A 19,636-nucleotide genomic window follows, 5' to 3' on the forward strand; every position below is an offset into this window, starting at 1 on the left:
CAGTGGGCGCCTCACCGTTGGCCCCCGAATGGCTGAGCTTCCCCGACGACGTCAACGCGCTCCGCGTCCCGCTGTGGGCCTCCGGCGTCGAACGCGCCGCGGACGGCCAGATCGCCGTCCAGGGCGTCGGCGTCCGGGAGCTGCAGGCCGAGTACGGCACACCGCTGTTCGTGATGGACGAGGACGACTTCCGGTCCCGAGCGCGGGCCTTCAAGCAGGCCTACGACGGCGCCTTCGCCGACCTGTGCGGGGGAGTGGACGTCTACTACGCCGGCAAGGCCTTCCTGTCCGTCGACGTCGCCCGGTGGGTGACCGAGGAGGGGCTGCGGCTGGACACCTGCTCCGGCGGGGAGCTGGCCGTGGCGCGGCGCGCCGGCGTTCCGGCCGCCAACCTGGGCCTGCACGGCAACAACAAGTCCGCGGCGGAAATCCGTCTGGCGCTGGACATGGACCTGGGACGGATCGTCGTGGACAGCCTCGACGAGCTCGGGCGCGTGGCATCGATTGCCGCGGAGTCCGGGCGACGGGCCAACGTGATGCTGCGCCTGACGCCCGGCATCCACGCGCACACGCACGAGTTCATCGCCACGGCCCACGAGGACCAGAAGTTCGGGCTGTCCATGGCCGACGGCGACGCGCCCGAGGGAGGGGAGCCGGCCGACGGCGTCCCGGAGGGCAAGTCCCCGGCGGCGGTCGCGGTCGCGCGGGCCCTGGCCAGCGGATCCATCAACCTGCTGGGCCTGCACTGCCACATCGGGTCGCAGATCTTCGAGGCGGAGGGCTTCGCCCTGGCGGCCGAGCGGCTCCTCACCTTCCTCGACACGGTCCGCCGGGACCACGGCGTGGAACTGCCCGAACTGGACCTCGGGGGCGGCTACGGCATCGCCTACACGGAGGCGGACACCCCGCGCGCGCCGGCCGAGCTGGCCGGGGCGATGGCCGCCGTCGTCGGCGAGGTCTGCCGTCGCCTCGGGCTCCGGGTGCCCCGCATCTCGATCGAACCGGGCCGGGCGATCGTCGGGCCCTCGACCTTCACGCTCTACGAGGCGGGCGTCCGCAAGACCGTCCAGGTGGACACCGCGGAGGGCACGTCGCCGCGGCGCTACGTCTCCGTGGACGGCGGCATGAGCGACAACGCCCGCCCGGTGCTTTACGACGCCGACTACTCCGCGGTTCTCGCCTCGCGTGTGACGGAATCGGAAGCGATTGTTTCCCGGGTGGTTGGAAAACACTGCGAGAGCGGTGACATAGTCGTCAGGGACGTTTACCTGCCGGAGGACGTCGCGGCGGGAGATCTCGTTGCCGTCCCCGCCACCGGCGCCTACTGCTGGGTGCTGGCCAGCAACTACAACTACCTGGGCCGCCCCGCCGTCGTCGCGATCCGCGACGGCAAGGCGCGGTTGATCATTCGCAGGGAAACGGAAGACGACCTTTTAGCCCGGGACATGGGAGCGTAGATAGCACGTGAAGAACCTCAAGGTGGCCCTGCTCGGCTGCGGAAACGTGGGATCCCAAGTGGCCCGCATCCTGCTCGACGACGCGGACGAGCTCGCGGCGCGGACGGGCGCCCGACTGGTCCTGGAGGGGATCGCGGTCCGCGACACGGCCGCGCCCCGCGATGTGGAGCTGCCCAGCGGCCTCTTCACCACGGACGCGGAGACGCTGATCGACGGCGCCGACGTCGTCATCGAGCTGATGGGTGGCCACGAGCCCGCAGGGACGCTGATCCGACGGGCCATCGCCGGCGGCGCCGCCGTCGTCAGCGGGAACAAGGCGCTGCTGGCACGCGACCTGCCCGAGCTTTCGGCGCTCGCGGACGAGGCGGGCGTGCAGCTCTCCTACGAGGCGGCGGTCGCCGGTGCCATCCCGATCCTGCGCCCCCTGCGCGACAGCCTCTCCGGCGACCGAGTGACCAAGGTGATGGGCATCGTCAACGGCACCACCAACTACATCCTCGACGCGATGGACACCACGGGCGCCCAGTTCGCGGACGCGCTGGTCGAGGCCAAGGCACTGGGCTATGCCGAGGCGGACCCGACCGCCGACGTCGAGGGGCACGACGCCGCCGCCAAGGCCGCCATCCTGGCCAGCCTTTCCTTCCACACCGCGTTCAACCTGTCCGACGTGCACTGCGAGGGCATCACCGCGGTGACCGCCGACGACGTTAGGGCCGCCCGCCAAGCCGGCATGGTGATCAAGTTGCTGGCCATCGCGGAACGGATCGACGGAACCGATGGCGCGGACGGCATCGCCGTGCGCGTGCACCCGACCCTGCTGCCGCGCGAGCACCCCCTGGCCACGGTCCACGGCGCGTTCAACGCCGTGTTCGTCGAGGCGGAGAACGCCGGACAGCTGATGTTCTACGGACAGGGCGCGGGCGGCATGCCGACTGCGTCCGCCGTGGTGGGCGACGTCGTCAGCGCCGCCCGTCGCACCGTGGCCGGCGGCCCCGGCCGCACCGAGAGGACGACGGGAAGCATGCGCGCCCTGCCCATCGACGAGATCCGCACCAGCTACAGCATCGGGCTGGAGGTCAGCGACGAAACCGGCGTCCTCGCGGCGATTGCCGGGATCTTCGCCGAGCGCGGCGTGTCCATCGAGACGATGCACCAGAAAACCCACGCGGACGCCGACGGCGAACCCGGCTACGCGACACTGCGCTTTGTGACGCACGTCGGCCGGGAATCCGCGCTGGCCGCGACCGTCGCCGACATCGGGCGCCTGCCCGTCGTCCGCGACATCACCTCCGTTCTCCGAGTCGAAGGAAACTAAGTGGCCCACCAGTGGCGCGGTGTCATCCGCGAATATTCCGACCGCCTGCCCGTCTCCGAGTCCACCCGGGTGATCACCTTGGGGGAGGGCGGCACGCCGCTCGTTCCCGCCCCGGCGCTCTCCGAACTCACGGGCTGCGAGGTGTACCTCAAGGTGGAGGGGATGAATCCCACCGGATCCTTCAAGGACCGCGGGATGACCATGGCCATCACGGCCGCCGTAGAGGCCGGCGCCAAGGCCGTGGTGTGCGCGTCCACGGGCAACACCTCCGCCTCTGCGGCCGCCTACGCCACCCAGGCGGGCCTGACCTGCGCGGTCCTGGTTCCGGACGGCAAGATCGCCATGGGCAAGTTGTCCCAGGCCATTGCGCACGGCGCGGAACTGCTGCAGGTGGACGGCAACTTCGACAACTGCCTCGAGGTGGCCCGCAAGCTCAGCGAGAACTATCCCGTGTTCCTGGTGAACTCGGTGAACCCGGCACGCATCCAGGGGCAGAAGACCGCGGCCTTCGAGGTCGTCGACGCCCTCGGCGACGCCCCGGACCTGCACGTGCTCCCCGTCGGAAACGCGGGAAACATCACGGCCTACTGGAAGGGCTACACGGAGTACGCGGCCCCCTTCGAGTCCGCGACCGCCGGCGAGCTGCCCGCGGTGGCCTCCAAGACCCCCGTCATGTGGGGCTTCCAGGCCGCGGGGTCGGCACCGCTGGTGGCCGGGCACCCGATCACCGAACCGGACACCATCGCCACCGCGATCCGCATCGGCAATCCGGCGTCCTGGGACCAGGCTATCGCCGCGCGCGACGAGTCCGGCGGCCTGATCGACGCCGTCACGGACGAGGAGATCCTCGAGGCGCACCGTTGGCTGTCCGCGCGGGAGGGTGTGTTCGTCGAACCCGCCTCCGCCGCGGGGGTCGCCGGCATCATCAAATATCACGCGCTGGGGAAGGTCGCGGCCGGGCAGCGGATCGTCATCACGGTCACCGGCCACGGGCTGAAGGATCCCCAGTGGGCACTGAGGAACGCGGACGGTTCCGACGTCGCGCCAACCAAGGTCGGGTTCGACGTCGTCTCCGTGGCCGACGCGCTCGGGCTCGGCTAGGGGAGATGGCAATGCGCGAGTACTCGTCCGGAGCAGTCGAGGCGCCCGGTCACGCCGGCACGCCGCGGATCGCCGCCGGCCAGTCCATCACCGTGACGGTCCCGGCGACCACGGCGAACCTCGGACCGGGTTTCGACGCGCTCGGCATGGCCTTGGGGCTGCGGGACACGCTTCGTGTTCGCACGACCGACGGCTCCGGTGTCCGGGTCGCGGTTACGGGCGAGGGGGCAAGCTTGCTTCCCAACGACGAGACGCACCTGATCGCGCGGATCATGCTGGAACGCTGGAGCGAACTCGGCGTGGCCCCCGCCGGGCTGGAGATCGAGGCGGAGAACGTTATTCCGCACGGCCGCGGGCTGGGTTCGTCGGCTGCTGCGGTCGTCTCCGCGCTCACCGCCGCGGACGCCCTTCTTCCCGCGTCCGTCCGGAATGCGCTGGACGCGGATGCGGTGTTTATCGGGGCCGCGCGGCACGAGGGCCACCCGGACAACGTCGCGCCGGCGGTGTTCGGTGGCCTGACGCTCTCCCTTCAGGAGGAGGGACGCATCGAATCCATCCCCCTGGACCTCGACGAGGCGATCGTGCCCGTCGTCGCTGTCCCGGACGTGGAACTGTCGACCCAGCGCGCCCGGGGGTTGCTGCCGGCTTCCGTTCCGCATGCGCTGGCGGCCGCAAACGGCGCCCGTGTGGGGCTGCTCGTCAAGGCGCTGGCGGGCTCAACCCGGTGGCTCCTGTCCGGAACGGAGGACTTCCTGCACCAGGGATTCCGTGCCGAGGCCATGCCACACAGTGCTGCCCTGATCGCCGGACTCCGCGCACACGGCTTGGCCGCGGTGGTGTCCGGCGCCGGCCCCACGGTGCTGGTGCTCGCCGCCGGCGCCGACGAGGCCCGCCGTGCCGCCGAGCTCGTTTCCGGCATGGACACGTCGGCAGCCGGACCGCAGGGCGAAACCACGCCCGTCGAGTGGCGTGTCCTAATGCCCGGCGTTGACCGCGCGGGTGCTAAGCTGGAAGTGCACTAGCGGCCAACGAGTCGTGGCCCCCGAGTCCAGGACTTCCAAGCTCCTGACCTTTGGGCCCGACCACCGCGGATCGTGCACTCCTGGGACAGCCAATCCGGTCGGTCCCGCGTGTCGATTTCAGTGGCTGGCCGCGTGCGGCTTCCAGACCGGCTGTTCCCCAATCATCCCGAGGGATCGCACGGACAATCCAAAGTAAGCCAGACCGGCATCGGCGGTAGCATCTCCGCCGTGGTCGGCCGCCGGAACCGCTTCTGACGCGGATCAGGCGAGACAATGTTCCGCGAACCGTTCCGATACGGTTCGCCCGACGAGGGGGAAGGAACCTTCGTGACCGAAACCACCAGCCTGCCCGCAGGCGTGGAGACCACCGACAACGAACCCAAGAGCAGCGGATTGGCGGGGCTCAAGCTCGCGCAACTCCAAGCCTTGGCGTCCCAGCTGGGTATCACCGGGGGATCGAGGATGCGCAAGGGCGACCTCGTTGCCGCCATCTCGAACCACCAGCGCGGTGGCTCCGTCGCAGACCGCGACATGCAGACCAAGCAGGCACCGGTCTCCGAGTCCAAGGCGTCCGAGCCCAAGTCTCCCGCGGGCGATGCCCCGGCCCAGGAGGCGTCCGCCCAGGAGGACGGGTCCGCGGCGCGCGCGCCGCGGACCCGCAACCGCAACCGCCGGGCGAGCAGCGACGGCGTTGCCGCGCAGTCGGCGAACACGGACGCGTCCGAGACCCCGGAGGCAGCCGCCGCGGACCCTTCCACCGAGACCGAGCAGCCGGCGGGATCGCGCCGCAGCCGCGGCAACCGCCGCGCCGAGGGCAACCAGGCGGAAGCCGCGTCCGGCGAGCCGGCGTCCCAGGAACAGGTCACGCCCCAGGCCGCCGACGTCGAAGAGCGCCCCGAGCGCTCCGGCCGCAACCGCCGCAACCGCAATCGCCGCGAGGACCGAGACGGTGACAACCAGGACCAGCGCGACTCCGGCCAGCAGCGCGAGGCGCAGCGGGACTCCGGCCAGCAGCGCGAGGCGCAGCGGGACTCGGGCCAGCAGCGCGAGGCGCAGCGGGACTCGGGCCAGCAGCGCGAGGCGCAGCGGGACTCGGGCCAGCAGCGCGAGGCGCAGCGGGACTCCGACGGCCAGGACCGCGGCGGCCGCTCCAACCGGCGCGAGCGCAACCGCGACCGGAACGAGCGCAACGACCGCAACCGCAACGAGCGCAACGAGCGCCGCCGGGGCCGCGGCCGAAACCAGCCCGAGGTGGACGACACCGAGGTCACCGAGGACGATGTCCTGCTGCCCGTCGCCGGTATCCTCGACGTCCTGGAGAACTACGCGTTCGTCCGCACGTCCGGCTACCTACCGGGACAGAACGACGTCTACGTCTCGCTCAACCAGGTCAAGAAGTACAACCTGCGCAAGGGCGACGCCGTCGTCGGCGCCATCCGCGCACCGCGCGACGGCGAGAACACCGCCAACCAGCGCCAGAAGTTCAACGCCCTGGTCCGCCTGACCAACATCAACGGCAAGCCGGCCGAGGACAACAAGGACCGGGTCGAGTTCAACAAGCTCGTGCCGCTCTACCCGTCCGAGCGCCTGCGCCTGGAGACCGAGTCGAAGAAGGTCGGACCGCGCGTCATCGACCTCGTCGCACCGATCGGCAAGGGCCAGCGCGGCCTGATCGTTTCCCCGCCAAAGGCCGGAAAGACGCTCATCCTGCAGTCCATCGCGAACGCGATCACCATCAACAACCCCGAGGTCCACCTCATGATGGTGCTGGTCGACGAACGTCCCGAGGAAGTCACGGACATGCAGCGCACGGTCAAGGGCGAGGTCATCGCCTCGACGTTCGACCGTCCAGCGGATGACCACACCACGGTCGCCGAGCTCGCCATCGAGCGCGCCAAGCGCCTGGTGGAAATGGGCATGGACGTCGTGGTCCTGCTCGACTCGATGACCCGCCTGGGCCGGGCCTACAACCTGGCGGCTCCGGCCTCCGGCCGCATCCTCTCCGGCGGTGTCGACTCCTCGGCGCTGTACCCGCCGAAGCGCTTCTTCGGTGCCGCGCGCAACATCGAGAACGGCGGATCGCTGACCATTCTCGCCACGGCGCTGGTGGAGACCGGGTCCAAGATGGACGAGGTCATCTTCGAGGAGTTCAAGGGCACCGGCAACATGGAGCTCCGGCTCTCGCGCCAGCTGGCCGACAAGCGCATCTTCCCGGCGGTGGACGTCAACGCGTCCGGAACCCGACGCGAGGAGAACCTGCTTTCCCCGGACGAAGTCAAGATCATGTGGCGCCTGCGCCGCGTGCTCTCCGGCCTCGACACGCAGCAGGCGCTCGAGCTGCTCACGGGCAAGATCCGCGAGACCCAGTCGAACGCGGAGTTCCTGATGCTGGTCAACAAGACCACCCTCGGCACCAAGAACGACTAGCTGTCCATACGCCCGGTCCCGTCCCCGCCTCGTGCGGGCGACGGGCCGGGCTTTGGCCGTTAAGGCGCCAACCCGGTGCCGTTCCCTACACTTGAACCAGCCGCAGCGAAAGAAGTAGACACCATGTTCGAGTCCGTCCAGGGCCTGCTCGACGAGCACGCCGAACTCCAGCGCCGACTCAGCGACCCCGCCGTCTACCAGGACCAGGGGCTCGCCCGGAAGCTGGGACGCCGAAGCGCGCAGCTCAACGGCATCGTCGAGGCGCACCGGCGATGGCGCCAGATGCAGGAGGACCTCGAGGCGGCACGCACGATGGCCGATGAGGATCCGGAGTTCGCGGCCGAGGTCGAGGAACTCGAGGCGACCCTTCCGGCGGCCGAGGAGAAGCTGCGCAGGCTCCTCATCCCGCGGGACCCCAACGACTCTCGCAACGTCATCCTCGAGGTCAAGGGCGGCGAAGGTGGGGACGAGGCCGCCCTGTTCGCCGCGGACCTCCTGCGCATGTACACGCGCTACGCGGAGACCAAGGGCTGGAAGACGGAGATGATCTCCTACAACGAGTCGGACCTCGGCGGCTACAAGGACGCGCAGATGGCCATCAAGGGTTCGTCCAACGACCCGGCCGAGGGTGTGTTCGCGCACCTGAAGTTCGAGGGCGGCGTGCACCGGGTACAGCGCGTGCCGGTCACGGAGTCGCAGGGCCGCATCCACACGTCCGCCGCGGGCGTGCTGGTGCTCCCGGAGGTCGACGAGCCGGAGGAGGTCGACATCCACCAGAACGACCTGAAAATCGACGTCTACCGTTCCTCGGGGCCCGGCGGCCAGTCCGTCAACACCACCGACTCGGCGGTGCGCATCACCCACCTCCCCACCGGGATCGTTGTGGCCATGCAGAACGAGAAGTCGCAGCTGCAAAACCGCGAGGCCGCCATGCGCGTCCTGCGTTCGCGACTGCTCGCCCACCAGCAGGAGATCATCGACGCCGAGAACTCCGAGGTGCGCAAGTCCCAGGTGCGCACCATGGACCGCTCGGAGCGCATCAGGACCTACAACTACCCGGAGAACCGGATCGCCGACCACCGCACGGGCTACAAGGCCTACAACCTCGACGCGGTCATGAACGGCGACATCGGAGCGGTCATCCAGTCCTGCATCGAGACCGACGAGCAGTCGCGGCTGGACGCGCTCGGTGACGACCAGAAGTAGCCCGATGGAGGGTCCCGGCGCGCACGACGCCCCGGATCTCCAGACCGCCATCCGCCGGGCGTCGGCGCGGCTCGCGGCTGCGGGCGTTCCCTCGGCGCGCGTCGACGCCGAACTGCTGGCGGCGCACCTGCTCGGCGTCGGCCGCGGGCGCGTCGCCGCGCTTGCGCTCGGTGGAGCGCCCGTCCCCGCCGGGTACGACGAGCTGGTGGGCGAGAGGTGCCGGCGGCTGCCGCTGCAGCACCTGACCGGTACGGCCCACTTCAGGCACCTCGAGCTTTCCGTGGGACCGGGGGTTTTCGTTCCCCGGCCCGAGACCGAGATGCTGGCGCAGTTGGCCATCGACCGTGCCAGGGTCGTCCTGGCCGCCACGGGGCACGCCAGGATCGTGGACCTCGGCACGGGATCCGGCGCCATCGCCGCGGCCGTGGCGTCGGAGGTTCCCGGAACCACCGTCTATGCGGTGGAGCGAAGCCCCCTCGCGCTGGCTTGGGCCGAGCGCAATCTGTCCCCCCATGGCGTCCTCCTCGTGTCGGGGGACCTGCGCACCGCGCTGCCCGAACACGACGGCGCGTTCGACGTCGTGGTCAGCAACCCGCCGTACATTCCCGCCGGGGCCGTGCCCAACGAACCGGAGGCTCGCGAGCACGATCCGCACGAGGCGCTCTACGGCGGGGGGGCGGACGGCATGGACGTGCCCGCCGCCGTCGTACGGTCGGCCTCCCGACTGCTGGTTCCCGGCGGCTACGCCGCCATGGAACACGCCGAGGTGCAGGCCCCGGCCGTGGCCGGGCTGTTTGCCTCCGCGGGGTGCTGGACCGGTGTCACCGGGCACCGGGACCTCGCGGGACGCGACCGGGCCACCTCGGCAACCAAGCTGTGACCGCGTTCGCATGGAAGAATAGGCACCGTGACTTCACGTTTTGATTGCCAGGACCCCACCGCCCGAAGCGCCGGACTGGAGGCTGCACGCGAGGCCATCGCGGCCAAGCAGTGCGTAGTGCTGCCCACGGATACGGTGTACGGCATTGCCGCAGACGCCTTTTCGCCGCAGGCGGTTGCCACTTTGCTGGCCGCCAAGGGCCGAGGGCGCAGCATGCCGCCGCCGGTGTTGATCCCCGGCCTGGCCACCCTGGACGGGCTGGCCGCGGACGTCTCGGAGGACGCGCGGAGGCTGGCGAACGAATTCTGGCCGGGCGCCCTGACGTTGATCCTGCATTCGCAGCCGTCGCTGACGTGGGATCTGGGGGAGACGCGCGGAACCGTGGCGTTGCGGGTGCCCGACGATGAGTTGGCCCGCGAGATCCTTGACGCGACGGGCCCGCTGGCCGTCTCGTCCGCGAACCGGTCCGGACGCGCCGCGGCGTCGACCGCCGAGGACGCCGAGGAGCAACTGGCACAGTCGGTAGTGGTCTATCTGGACGACGGGGTCCGCCCGCGCGAGGGCGAGGCATTGGCCTCGACGATCGTGGACTGCACCGGGCGGACCCCGCGCGTGGTGCGTCAGGGCGCCTTGCCGCTGGAGGAACTGAGGAGGGTGGCTCCGGACACGCTCGGCCTCGGAGAGGAGCTCCCGGAGGAGCCGGCCCGCGACGCATGAGGGTCTACCTCGCGCTGATCGGGATCAGCTTCGTCGCGTCTCTGCTTCTGACGCCGGCGATGCGCCGGCTCGGGCTCAGGGTGATGGGCGCTGCGCCCCTGCGCGCCCGCGATGTGCATGATCGGCCCATTCCCAAACTCGGCGGCGTCGCCATGATCGCCGCGGTGCTCCTCGGACTCGCGGTGGCAACCCGGTTCGGGTTCCTGTCCGGTGCCTTCAGTAACCCCCGGCCCGTGGGCGGTGTCGTCGTCGCCTGCGGGCTGATCCTGCTCATCGGCGTCGCCGACGACATCTGGGACCTGCGCTGGTACGTGAAACTCGTGGGGCAAACCCTCGTGGGCCTGGTCATCGCCGCCTCCGGGATACGGCTCGAGGCCATGCCGGTGGGCTGGATCCATGTCACGAGCGAACCACTGCAGATCGGGCTCACGGTCTTCCTGGTGGTGCTGACCATGAATGCCATCAACTTCGTGGACGGGCTGGACGGATTGGCCGCCGGCATGGCGGCGATCGGCGCCTCGGCGTTCTTTATCTACTGCTACATGCTCGCCCGCACCATCAACCAATTCGACCACTCGAACTTCTCCGCCATGCTGATGGCGCTTCTGCTGGGATCCTGCCTCGGATTCCTGCCGCACAACTTCAACCCGGCCAAGGTGTTCATGGGCGAGTCCGGCGTGATGATGATCGGCATGCTCATGTCCGTCGCCGCGATCGCGGTGACGGCGGACCTCGACGCGCTCGGGGGCTTCAGGTTCCGCAACGTGCCGGCCTACATGCCGATCGTGTTGCCCATTGCGGTCGTTCTGCTTCCTTTGGCGGACCTGCTGATGGCGGTGGTGCGTCGCACCGCCGCGGGCAGGTCGCCCTTCTCAGCGGACCGCGGCCACCTCCACCACAAGCTGGTCGATGGCGGCTACACCCAGCGCCAGGCGGTGTTCCTGCTCTACCTCTGGACGGCGCTCGTGGCCTTCGGAGTCGTGTCCTTCAATTTCCTGGACTGGCGCCTGCTCCTGCCGGCGCTCGGCCTGCTGATGCTGGCCGCCGCCTTCGTGACGATGCGACCATGGCTTCGCCGGGCACGCGCCAGGTAACGTGCGCTCAGCGGTTTCTATCTCGTGTAGAATTTGATGTCGGCGCCGCTAGGCGCCGCAATCCAACCAAGACATTCGCCACCAATCACAATGGGACGATCATGACGGAGCACGGCGGCGTGACGGGAAACGGCCACGTTTCCGGCGCCTCGGGGGAGACCCCGGGGCCGTGGCTGGCAATCCTCCGTCGTTCCGCCGCCGTGAGCGGCGTGGGAATCGCGGCGCTCGCTCTGGCGGGTCTGGCGGTTGCCGGCATGCCTGCCGCGGGAAGCGCGCTCATGGGCGGACTCATCGTCGTCGTGTTCTTCGGCATCAGCCTGCTGCTCGGCCATGTCGTCGGGCGTCGCAGCCCTTCCGCGGCCCTTGGCGCCTTCATGGCGGGCTACGCCGTCAAGGTGCTGGTGCTTGGCGTCCTAGCATTCGGCTTCGGGGCTCCGGCGTGGCTTGAGGGCGTTTGGTTCCTCATCGCGGTGGTCACCACCGTTGTGCTGTGGCAGGCGGCTGAGCTGCACGCGTTCTCCAAGCTCCGCTTCCAGCTGTACGGGGATCTCCCGACCCCGGGCGCGTCGGCGGGCGGAGCATCGAATGAGCGCTGAAAACGGCCCCATCGGCGAGTCGCGGAAGTGGCCCCGATTCCGCGAGTTCCTCAACTACACAGTTGGCGGGATCCTTGCTTGGGGTTTGATAGGCTGGATACTGGACTACCTGTTGGATACCCGCTGGATCTGGATCTTCGGTGCCATCCTCGGCGCCGGCGCCGGCTATTACTTGGCCCACCAACACCGCAAGGCGCGCACCTCCGGGAGCGACCCGGGCGAACAACACACAAGCCCATAATTTTCACTGGTGGGAACGCCGCTGGCCGGCGCCCCGCCCAACATGCCCAATGACGGACACTGCAGAGAGGAAACGCGTTGATCGCGCTTGCGCTTCCGGCGGCCACTGAAGAAGGTGGCTTCAAAGCCCCCGCCCTTGAAGACATGCATCTTCCCGAGATTCTTCCCTGGTACGCCGAATACGGAACGGGTTTCGGCAAGCAGATGCTGCTGGTCCTTCTCTCGGTCGCACTCATCTCCTGGTTCTTTGTCGCGGCCTCGCGCCGCGGTGCGCTGGTGCCGGGGAAGATGCAGTTCCTGGGGGAATTCTCCTACAACTTCGTCCGCAATTCCGTGGGCAAGGACGTGATCGGCGAGCGGGACTTCAAGCCGTTCGTGCCGATCCTGTTCTCGTTGTTCTTCTTCATCATCGTGAACAACCTGTTCGGCGCCATTCCGTTCCTGCAGATCCCGACGCCGTCGCACGTGGGCACCGCCTACGCCCTAGCCGGCATCGTGTACTTCCTCTGGATCGTGCTGGGCATCAGGAAGCATGGGATCAAGTACTTCAAGGTCGCGACGGTCCCGTCCGGCGTCCCGAAGGCCATCCTGCCGCTGATCGTCGTCATCGAGATCATCTCGACGTTCTTCGTCCGCCCGTTGACGCACAGCCTCCGTCTGTTCGCGACCATGCTCTCCGGCCACCTGATCATCATGCTCTCCGCCTCGGGAACCGCGTTCCTGCTGCTGGAAACCGAAGGCATGATGAAGGGCCTGGGCGTCCTCACGCTCATCGGCGGCGTCGGCATGTACCTGTTCGAGATCCTCATCATGGTTCTCCAGGCTTACGTCTTCGTCCTGCTGACGGCCATCTACATCCAGGGTTCCCTGGTCGAAGAGCACTAAAAAGCTTTCCCTCTCCGGAGGGGATATCCCGTACCCAACACCCTGCCAACTCAAACTGGCATTCTGAAAGGAAAACAATGGAAATCTACGGTAGCCTCAACGCCATCGGTTACGGACTCTCCGCAATCGGCGGTGCTATCGGCGTGGGCCTGGTGTTCGCCGCCTACATCAATGGTGTTGCCCGCCAGCCGGAGGCCCAGCGCGTCCTGCAGCCGATCGCATTCCTCGGCCTGGCGCTGACCGAAGCTCTTGCCATCCTCGGCCTCGTCTTCGCCTTCATCTGGGGCCGGGTCTAAGCCTCGGTCTGTTCGCAGAACCGAAGCTTCGAGTCTTAGAAAGACGGGTGAAACATGAACGAGGCAATTATCCTTGCCGCAGAAGAGAGCGCTAACCCGCTGATCCCCAACATCTGGGAGATCGTGGTCACGCTCATCGGATTCGGCGTCCTGCTGTTCATCGTCTCCAAGTATGTCGTTCCGGCATTCGAGAAGACCTATGAAGAGCGTTCCGCCGCAATCGAGGGTGGGATCGCCAAGGCGGAGGCCGCGCAGGCCGAGGCCAACGCGGCACTGGACGAGTACAAGCAGCAGCTGACCGACGCCCGCACCGAGGCCAACCGCATCCGTGAGGAAGCGCGTGCCGAGGGGGCCAAGATCCTGGCCGACCTCAAGGAGAAGGCGGCGGCGGAGTCCGCGCGCATCTCCGAGCAGGCACACGTCCAGATCGAGGCGGAGCGCCAGGCGGCGGTTGTCTCCCTGCGCACCGAGGTCGGAACGCTGGCAACCCAGCTGGCCAGCCGCATCGTTGGCGAGTCCCTCGCCGACGACGCACGCTCGGGCCGTGTCGTTGACCGCTTCCTGGCGGATCTCGAGACCCAGCAGAGCGCAGGTGCATCGAACTAATGGCAGGTGTATCGAGCAATTCCCTCGCCGCGGCCCTGGAAACGCTGGAGGCCAAGCTGCCGACGGCCGACCTGTCGCTGGCCGGGGACCTCTTCGGAGTCCTGGGCATTTTGGACGGTAACGCCGGCCTGCGCCGGGCGCTGACGGACCCGGCCCGCGAGGGCAAGGACAAGTCTGCGTTTATCTCGCGGCTGCTGGCGGACAAGGTCTCGGCCGACGCCGTGGCCACCGTCGCAGATCTTGTCGCCGCACGCTGGCGCTCGGCCCGCGACATCGGGGATGCGCTGGAGACACTGGCCGCCACCGCGGCGATCGCCGTTGCGGAGCGCCAAGATGCGGGTCCGGCCGGACTCGAGGCTCTCGAGGAGGACCTGTTCGGGTTCATTCGGGTTGTCTCATCGAGCCATGACCTGCAGCGCGCCCTTGACGAGCCGCAGGCCACCGGCGAGGCCAAGCGGGCGCTCGCGCTCAAGCTGGTCCCGCAGGCCGGACCCGCGGCCCGGTTGCTGATCGGCCAAGCGGCGACTTCGCCGCGCGGCCTGAAGCCCACCGCGCTGGTCCAGCGCTTCGTTGAGCTGGTTGCGAAGCGGCAGGAACGGTGGATCGCTAACGTCAGCGTCACCCGTCCGCTGACGGACGAGCAGTTCAACCGCCTGAAGTCCGGCCTCAACAATCTGTACGGCCGCGATCTGAAGATCAACGTCGAAATCGACGCATCGCTCGTGGGCGGCCTCCGCGTGGTCGTGGGCGACGAGGTTGTAGACGCAACCGCGGCGACCCGGCTCACCGAGCTCCGCCGCAGGCTGGCCGGCTAGGAATCCCTTTGGGTTCCGGTGGGCCAACCACACAACAGACTGAACAAACCCCGGTCGTCGCAGGGAAACACCGCGATGATCACAACCAAGGAGAGCAGGGACTGCAGATGGCCGAATTGACCATCAATGCCGATGACGTCCGCAACGCCTTGACCGACTTCGCCGCGTCCTATGAACCGGGCACTGCGCAGCGCGTTGAGGTTGGCCGCGTCACCACGGCAAGCGACGGCATCGCCAAGGTGGAGGGCCTTCCCTCCGTCATGGCCAACGAGCTGCTTCGTTTCGAAGACGGCACCCTGGGCCTGGCCCAGAACCTCGACACCCGTGAAATCGGCGTTGTCGTGCTCGGCGACTTCGCCGGGATCGAAGAGGGTCAGGAAGTCCACCGCACCGGAGAAATCCTCTCCGTACCGGTCGGCGACGCCTTCCTCGGTCGCGTGGTCGACCCGCTGGGTGTTCCCATCGACGATCTGGGTGAGATCGCGGCCGAGGGCCGCCGTCCGCTGGAGCTCCAGGCGCCCGGCGTCACGCAGCGCCAGTCGGTCACCGAGCCGATGCAGACGGGCATCAAGGCCATCGACGCCATGATCCCGATCGGCCGCGGCCAGCGTCAGCTGATCATCGGCGACCGCCAGACCGGTAAGACGGCGATCGCGGTCGACACCATCATCAACCAGAAGGCCAACTGGGAGTCCGGGGACGTCAAGAAGCAGGTTCGCTGCGTCTACGTAGCCATCGGCCAGAAGGCCTCGACGATCGCGGCCGTTCGCCAGACGCTCGAGGACAAGGGCGCGCTGGAGTACACCACGATCATCGCCTCCCCTGCCTCCGACCCGGCGGGCTTCAAGTACCTGGCGCCCTACGCCGGTTCGGCCATCGGCCAGCACTGGATGTACGGCGGCAAGCATGTTCTGATCGTGTTTGACGACCTCTCCAAGCAGGCCGAGGCCTACCGCGCCGTGTCGCTGCTGCTGCGCCGCCCGCCGGGACGCGAAGCCTACCCGGGCGACGTGTTCTACCTGCACTCCCGCCTCCTGGAGCGTTGCGCGAAGCTGTCCGACGAGCTCGGCGGAGGTTCGATGACCGGCCTTCCGCTCATCGAGACCAAGGCCAACGACGTCTCGGCGTACATCCCGACCAACGTCATCTCCATCACCGACGGGCAGATCTTCCTGCAGTCGGACCTCTTCAACGCCAACCAGCGCCCGGCCGTCGACGTGGGTATCTCCGTGTCGCGTGTCGGTGGTGCGGCGCAGATGAAGTCCATGAAGAAGGTCTCCGGAACGCTGAAGCTGGAGCTCGCGCAGTACCGGGACATGCAGGCCTTCGCGATGTTCGCATCGGACCTGGACGCCGCGTCCAAGCAGCAGCTCACCCGCGGCGCCCGCCTGATGGAACTGCTCAAGCAGGGCCAGTACTCGCCGTTCCCCGTCGAGGACCAGGTCGTCTCCGTGTGGGCCGGCACCAACGGCTACCTCGACGACGTTCCCGTTGAGGACGTTCGGCGCTTCGAGGGCCAGTTCCTCGAGCACCTGCGCAACCGCAGCGACGTCTTGAACACCCTTGCCCAGACCGGCAAGATCGAGGATTCGACGGTCGAGGCCCTACGGGCCGAGATCACCGAGTTCAAGAAGGGGTTCTTCGGGGAGGGCGACGACCACCTGGTTGGCGCCGGCCACGAGGAGCACTCGGCGCTGGGCGAAGAGTCCGTCGACCAGGAAAAGATCGTCAAGCAGAAGCGCTGACCATTCGTGAAGCGGTGCCGGCCGCACGCCGGCCAGCACCGCATTCGCGAATAAGGAAAGGATAAACATGGGAGCCCAGATCCGGGTCTACCGCCAGAAGATCGCCTCGACGTCGTCGATGCGCAAGATCTTTAAGGCGATGGAACTGATCGCTACTTCCCGCATTGGCAAGGCGCGCAGCCGCGTCGCGGCGTCGATGCCGTACTCCAATGCGATTACCCGTGCCGTTTCCGCCGTCGCGTCCCAGTCCGAGGTCGAGCACCCGCTCACCACCGAGCCGGAGCAGATCCGCCGGTCGGCAGTGGTGGTCATGACCTCCGACCGCGGCTTGGCCGGTGCCTACTCCGCCAGCGTGATGAAGCAGGCGGAGTCGCTTGCGGAGTTGCTCCGTGGGGAAGGCAAGGAAATCAAGGTGTACCTGGTGGGCCGCAAGGCCCAGGGATACTTCGACTTCCGTGGACGCGAGTACACGCGGGTCTGGACCGGCGGCACCGACGCGCCGGACTTCGAGACCGCGCGCGAAATCGGCCAGGCACTGCTGGAGGACTTCGCTACGCCCTTCGAGGAGGGCGGAGTGGATGAAATCCACATCGTGCACACGCAGTTCAAGTCCATGGTGGTGCAGATCCCGACGGTCATCCGTCTGCTGCCGCTCGAGGTCGTGGAAGAGGAGGTCGTGAACGAATCTGATCTCCTTCCGCTCTACGAGTACGAGCCGGAACCGGAACAGGTCCTCGACGCACTGCTGCCGAGGTACATCGAATCGCGCATCTTCTCGGCGCTCCTTCAGGCCGCGGCCTCCGAGCTCGCGGCACGCCAGCGGGCGATGAAGTCGGCGGGCGACAACGCCAGCGACCTCATCGAGAAGTACACCCGGCTGCGGAACAACGCCCGCCAGGCGGAGATCACGCAGGAGCTGACCGAGATCATCGCAGGTGCCGACGCGCTCAGCGTGTCCTAGCCGGCTGACCACCACGTAACCCCACGCTAGACAGACAAGCGAAGTGAGAGAGATGACTGCCCAACTTAACGAGCAGGGAACGGCTGCCGCGAAGCCCGGTGCCACCGGACGCATCGCCCGCGTCACCGGTCCGGTCGTCGACGTCGAATTCCCGGCCGATGCCCTTCCCGCAATTTACAACGCACTGACCACGGAGCTCACCCTCAACGGCGAGACCCGCGCGATCACCTTCGAGACCAGCCAGCACCTCGGTGACAACCTGGTCCGCGCCATCGCCCTGCAGGCCACCGACGGACTTGTCCGCGGCACCGTCGTGCAGGACACCGGCTCGGCGATCTCGGTTCCGGTCGGCGACGTCGTCAAGGGACACATCTTCAACGTCCTCGGCGAGCCGCTGGACGTCGCCGCGTCCGACCTGGAGATCAACGAGCGCTGGCCGATCCACCGCAAGCCGCCGGCATTCGCCTCGCTTGAGGGCTCCACCGAGATGCTGGAGACCGGCATCAAGTCGATCGACCTTCTCACCCCGTACATCAAGGGTGGAAAGATCGGACTCTTCGGTGGCGCCGGCGTCGGCAAGACGGTTCTGATCCAGGAAATGATCACCCGTGTCGCGCGCAACTTCGGCGGCACCTCGGTGTTCGCCGGTGTCGGCGAGCGTACGCGTGAGGGCAACGACCTCTGGGTCGAAATGGAAGAGTCGGGCGTCCTGAAGGACACCGCCCTCGTCTTCGGCCAGATGGACGAGCCGCCGGGAACGCGTCTGCGCGTGGCGCTCTCGGCCCTGACCATGGCGGAGTACTTCCGCGATGTCCAGAACCAGGACGTTTTGCTGTTCATCGACAACATCTTCCGCTTCACGCAGGCGGGCTCCGAGGTTTCGACTCTGTTGGGCCGCATGCCTTCCGCAGTCGGCTACCAGCCGAACCTCGCCGACGAGATGGGCATCCTCCAGGAGCGCATCACCTCGACCAAGGGGCACTCGATCACGTCGATGCAGGCCGTCTACGTCCCCGCGGACGACTACACCGACCCGGCCCCGGCCGCGACGTTCGCGCACCTGGATGCCACCACGGAGCTCTCCCGCGAGATCGCCTCGCGCGGCCTCTACCCGGCCATCGACCCTCTGACCTCGACGTCGCGCATCCTCGACCCGCAGTACGTGGGCCAGGAGCACTACGACGTGGCCGTGCGCGTCAAGCAGATCCTCCAGAAGAACAAGGAGCTGCAGGACATCATCGCGATCCTGGGTATCGATGAGCTCGGCGAAGAGGACAAGATCGTCGTCTCCCGCGCCCGCCGGATCCAGCAGTTCCTGTCCCAGAACACCTACACCGCAAAGCAGTTCACGGGTGTCGAGGGCTCGACGGTTTCCATCAAGGACACCATCGAGGGCTTCAAGGCCATCGCCGACGGCGACTTGGACCACATCGCGGAGCAGGCCTTCTTCAACATCGGCGGGCTCGACGACGTCGAGCGCCAGTGGGCCAAAATCCAGGAACAGACCAAGTAGCCATGGCCGAACTCGAAGTCGAAATCGTAGCTGCCGACCACTTCGTGTGGTCGGGGGCGGCGACCATGGTCAAGGCCCGTACAAGCGACGGCGACATCGGTGTTCTGCCGGGACACAGTCCGGTTCTCGCCGTGCTCGCCGAGGGCGTGCTGGAGATCCAGCCCGTCCACGGTTCGCGGCTCACGGTCCAGGCCGACGGCGGATTCTTCTCCGTCGACAAGGACCGGGTCGTAATCGTCGCCGACAACGCTCAGCTGGACGGTTCCGCCACGGCAGGAAACCGATAGTCCGGCCTTGAACGAAGTCGGCATCACCTTCGCCATCCTGGCCGCGGCACTGCTGCTGGTCGCGATGGTCGTCGGTGCCATGGGACTGCGCCGCTTCCATCTGCAGCGCGCCCTGGGCACCTTCGACGCCTCCATCTCCACTGCCCGCGGGCACTGGATGATGGGGGTTTGTCGTTATGCGGAGGGCGAACTGGAGTTCATGCGTTTGTTCTCCGTCTCGCCATCACCGCTGCGGCGTTTCCTTCGCAGCTCCCTTGAGCTGCGCGGCTGGCGGCAGCCGGGAGAGGCCGAGGTGTCGCGCGTGCAACCCGGGAGCATCATCGTCTCCCTGGACTACGACGGCGAGGCCGTCCTCCTGGCCATGGACTACGGCTCCTACACGGGGCTGAGTACGTGGCTGGAGGCCGGCCCCGTCGTCGGCGTGGGGACCTGGCGCTAGGAAGGCCGGCCGCCAAAGGGGCAACAGCAAGGGG

Annotated in this window: 20 protein-coding genes; all 20 read left to right on the forward strand. The window is 67.9% G+C overall.

Annotated elements, in window-relative coordinates; genetic code table 11:
* Nucleotides 1–2 precede the first annotated feature (2 nt).
* The 20 genes from lysA to ACHAAJ_RS04350 all read left to right on the forward strand — a co-directional run bounded on the left by lysA (nt 3) and on the right by ACHAAJ_RS04350 (nt 19,602).
* Nucleotides 3–1,457 carry a diaminopimelate decarboxylase gene (gene lysA / locus ACHAAJ_RS04255; RefSeq protein WP_435726681.1) on the forward strand — a complete coding sequence of 485 codons (1,455 nt, stop codon included), beginning with the start codon at nt 3–5 and terminating at the stop codon, nt 1,455–1,457.
* 7 nt (nt 1,458–1,464) lie between these two features.
* Nucleotides 1,465–2,772 carry a homoserine dehydrogenase gene (locus ACHAAJ_RS04260; protein ID WP_435726682.1) on the forward strand — a complete coding sequence of 436 codons (1,308 nt, stop codon included), beginning with the start codon at nt 1,465–1,467 and terminating at the stop codon, nt 2,770–2,772.
* Nucleotides 2,773–3,873: a threonine synthase gene (gene thrC, locus ACHAAJ_RS04265; RefSeq protein ID WP_435726683.1), complete on the forward strand. Its 1,101-nt coding sequence runs from the start codon at nt 2,773–2,775 to the stop codon at nt 3,871–3,873.
* A gap of 11 nt (nt 3,874–3,884) precedes the next feature.
* Nucleotides 3,885–4,895, forward strand: a complete 1,011-nt coding sequence (gene thrB, locus ACHAAJ_RS04270; protein ID WP_435726684.1) for a homoserine kinase — start codon at nt 3,885–3,887, stop codon at nt 4,893–4,895.
* Nucleotides 4,896–5,222: 327 nt separating this feature from the next.
* On the forward strand, nt 5,223–7,322 hold the full coding sequence (gene rho / locus ACHAAJ_RS04275) for a transcription termination factor Rho (RefSeq protein ID WP_435726685.1): 2,100 nt from the start codon (nt 5,223–5,225) through the stop codon (nt 7,320–7,322).
* A 123-nt stretch (nt 7,323–7,445) separates the two neighbouring features.
* The gene (prfA, locus tag ACHAAJ_RS04280) at nt 7,446–8,528 is read left to right on the forward strand and encodes a peptide chain release factor 1 (protein ID WP_435726686.1); all 1,083 of its coding nucleotides are present in this window, start codon (nt 7,446–7,448) and stop codon (nt 8,526–8,528) included.
* A gap of 4 nt (nt 8,529–8,532) precedes the next feature.
* Nucleotides 8,533–9,408 carry a peptide chain release factor N(5)-glutamine methyltransferase gene (prmC, locus tag ACHAAJ_RS04285; RefSeq protein ID WP_435726687.1) on the forward strand — a complete coding sequence of 292 codons (876 nt, stop codon included), beginning with the start codon at nt 8,533–8,535 and terminating at the stop codon, nt 9,406–9,408.
* Between the two features lie 27 nt (nt 9,409–9,435).
* A complete protein-coding gene (locus ACHAAJ_RS04290; protein ID WP_435726688.1) occupies nt 9,436–10,125 on the forward strand; it encodes an L-threonylcarbamoyladenylate synthase in 690 nt (229 codons plus the stop codon).
* Nucleotides 10,122–11,219, forward strand: coding sequence for an MraY family glycosyltransferase (locus ACHAAJ_RS04295; protein WP_435726689.1), 1,098 nt, complete (start codon nt 10,122–10,124; stop codon nt 11,217–11,219). Before ACHAAJ_RS04290 ends, ACHAAJ_RS04295 begins: the two co-directional genes overlap by 4 nt.
* Before the next feature lie 101 nt (nt 11,220–11,320).
* Nucleotides 11,321–11,815, forward strand: coding sequence for a hypothetical protein (locus tag ACHAAJ_RS04300; RefSeq protein ID WP_435726690.1), 495 nt, complete (start codon nt 11,321–11,323; stop codon nt 11,813–11,815).
* The gene (locus ACHAAJ_RS04305; protein WP_435726691.1) at nt 11,805–12,056 is read left to right on the forward strand and encodes an AtpZ/AtpI family protein; all 252 of its coding nucleotides are present in this window, start codon (nt 11,805–11,807) and stop codon (nt 12,054–12,056) included. The genes ACHAAJ_RS04300 and ACHAAJ_RS04305 overlap by 11 nt, the downstream gene beginning before the upstream one ends.
* A 77-nt stretch (nt 12,057–12,133) precedes the next feature.
* Nucleotides 12,134–12,940 carry a F0F1 ATP synthase subunit A gene (atpB, locus tag ACHAAJ_RS04310; RefSeq protein ID WP_435726692.1) on the forward strand — a complete coding sequence of 269 codons (807 nt, stop codon included), beginning with the start codon at nt 12,134–12,136 and terminating at the stop codon, nt 12,938–12,940.
* Between the two features lie 77 nt (nt 12,941–13,017).
* Complete coding sequence (gene atpE, locus ACHAAJ_RS04315) at nt 13,018–13,236, forward strand: ATP synthase F0 subunit C (protein ID WP_343901976.1); 219 nt, start codon at nt 13,018–13,020, stop codon at nt 13,234–13,236.
* Nucleotides 13,237–13,290: 54 nt separating this feature from the next.
* Nucleotides 13,291–13,842 carry a F0F1 ATP synthase subunit B gene (locus ACHAAJ_RS04320; protein WP_435726693.1) on the forward strand — a complete coding sequence of 184 codons (552 nt, stop codon included), beginning with the start codon at nt 13,291–13,293 and terminating at the stop codon, nt 13,840–13,842.
* Nucleotides 13,842–14,657: a F0F1 ATP synthase subunit delta gene (locus ACHAAJ_RS04325; protein WP_435726694.1), complete on the forward strand. Its 816-nt coding sequence runs from the start codon at nt 13,842–13,844 to the stop codon at nt 14,655–14,657. Before ACHAAJ_RS04320 ends, ACHAAJ_RS04325 begins: the two co-directional genes overlap by 1 nt.
* Nucleotides 14,658–14,764: 107 nt before the next feature.
* Nucleotides 14,765–16,402 (forward strand): F0F1 ATP synthase subunit alpha, encoded by a 1,638-nt coding sequence (gene atpA, locus ACHAAJ_RS04330; protein ID WP_435726695.1) that lies wholly within the window; start codon nt 14,765–14,767, stop codon nt 16,400–16,402.
* A 67-nt stretch (nt 16,403–16,469) separates the two neighbouring features.
* Nucleotides 16,470–17,363 carry a F0F1 ATP synthase subunit gamma gene (locus tag ACHAAJ_RS04335; RefSeq protein WP_435726696.1) on the forward strand — a complete coding sequence of 298 codons (894 nt, stop codon included), beginning with the start codon at nt 16,470–16,472 and terminating at the stop codon, nt 17,361–17,363.
* A 52-nt stretch (nt 17,364–17,415) separates the two neighbouring features.
* Nucleotides 17,416–18,876 (forward strand): F0F1 ATP synthase subunit beta, encoded by a 1,461-nt coding sequence (atpD, locus tag ACHAAJ_RS04340; protein ID WP_435726697.1) that lies wholly within the window; start codon nt 17,416–17,418, stop codon nt 18,874–18,876.
* A 2-nt stretch (nt 18,877–18,878) separates the two neighbouring features.
* Complete coding sequence (locus ACHAAJ_RS04345; protein ID WP_435726698.1) at nt 18,879–19,163, forward strand: F0F1 ATP synthase subunit epsilon; 285 nt, start codon at nt 18,879–18,881, stop codon at nt 19,161–19,163.
* 7 nt (nt 19,164–19,170) lie between these two features.
* On the forward strand, nt 19,171–19,602 hold the full coding sequence (locus ACHAAJ_RS04350) for a DUF2550 domain-containing protein (protein ID WP_435726699.1): 432 nt from the start codon (nt 19,171–19,173) through the stop codon (nt 19,600–19,602).
* Nucleotides 19,603–19,636 lie beyond the last annotated feature (34 nt).

It is taken from the genome of Arthrobacter arnarulunnguaqae (genome assembly GCF_051262515.1).
GTDB lineage: Bacteria > Actinomycetota > Actinomycetes > Actinomycetales > Micrococcaceae > Arthrobacter_N.

Coding starts and splice junctions, on each gene's coding strand:
- prfA (WP_435726686.1), top strand. CDS start 7,446: ATGTTCGAGTCCGTCCAGGGCCTGCTCGACGAGCACGCCGAACTCCAG.
- ACHAAJ_RS04300 (WP_435726690.1), top strand. CDS start 11,321: ATGACGGAGCACGGCGGCGTGACGGGAAACGGCCACGTTTCCGGCGCC.
- ACHAAJ_RS04320 (WP_435726693.1), top strand. CDS start 13,291: ATGAACGAGGCAATTATCCTTGCCGCAGAAGAGAGCGCTAACCCGCTG.
- atpE (WP_343901976.1), top strand. CDS start 13,018: ATGGAAATCTACGGTAGCCTCAACGCCATCGGTTACGGACTCTCCGCA.
- ACHAAJ_RS04345 (WP_435726698.1), top strand. CDS start 18,879: ATGGCCGAACTCGAAGTCGAAATCGTAGCTGCCGACCACTTCGTGTGG.
- atpD (WP_435726697.1), top strand. CDS start 17,416: ATGACTGCCCAACTTAACGAGCAGGGAACGGCTGCCGCGAAGCCCGGT.
- atpA (WP_435726695.1), top strand. CDS start 14,765: ATGGCCGAATTGACCATCAATGCCGATGACGTCCGCAACGCCTTGACC.
- ACHAAJ_RS04305 (WP_435726691.1), top strand. CDS start 11,805: ATGAGCGCTGAAAACGGCCCCATCGGCGAGTCGCGGAAGTGGCCCCGA.
- prmC (WP_435726687.1), top strand. CDS start 8,533: ATGGAGGGTCCCGGCGCGCACGACGCCCCGGATCTCCAGACCGCCATC.
- ACHAAJ_RS04335 (WP_435726696.1), top strand. CDS start 16,470: ATGGGAGCCCAGATCCGGGTCTACCGCCAGAAGATCGCCTCGACGTCG.
- ACHAAJ_RS04295 (WP_435726689.1), top strand. CDS start 10,122: ATGAGGGTCTACCTCGCGCTGATCGGGATCAGCTTCGTCGCGTCTCTG.
- thrB (WP_435726684.1), top strand. CDS start 3,885: ATGCGCGAGTACTCGTCCGGAGCAGTCGAGGCGCCCGGTCACGCCGGC.
- ACHAAJ_RS04325 (WP_435726694.1), top strand. CDS start 13,842: ATGGCAGGTGTATCGAGCAATTCCCTCGCCGCGGCCCTGGAAACGCTG.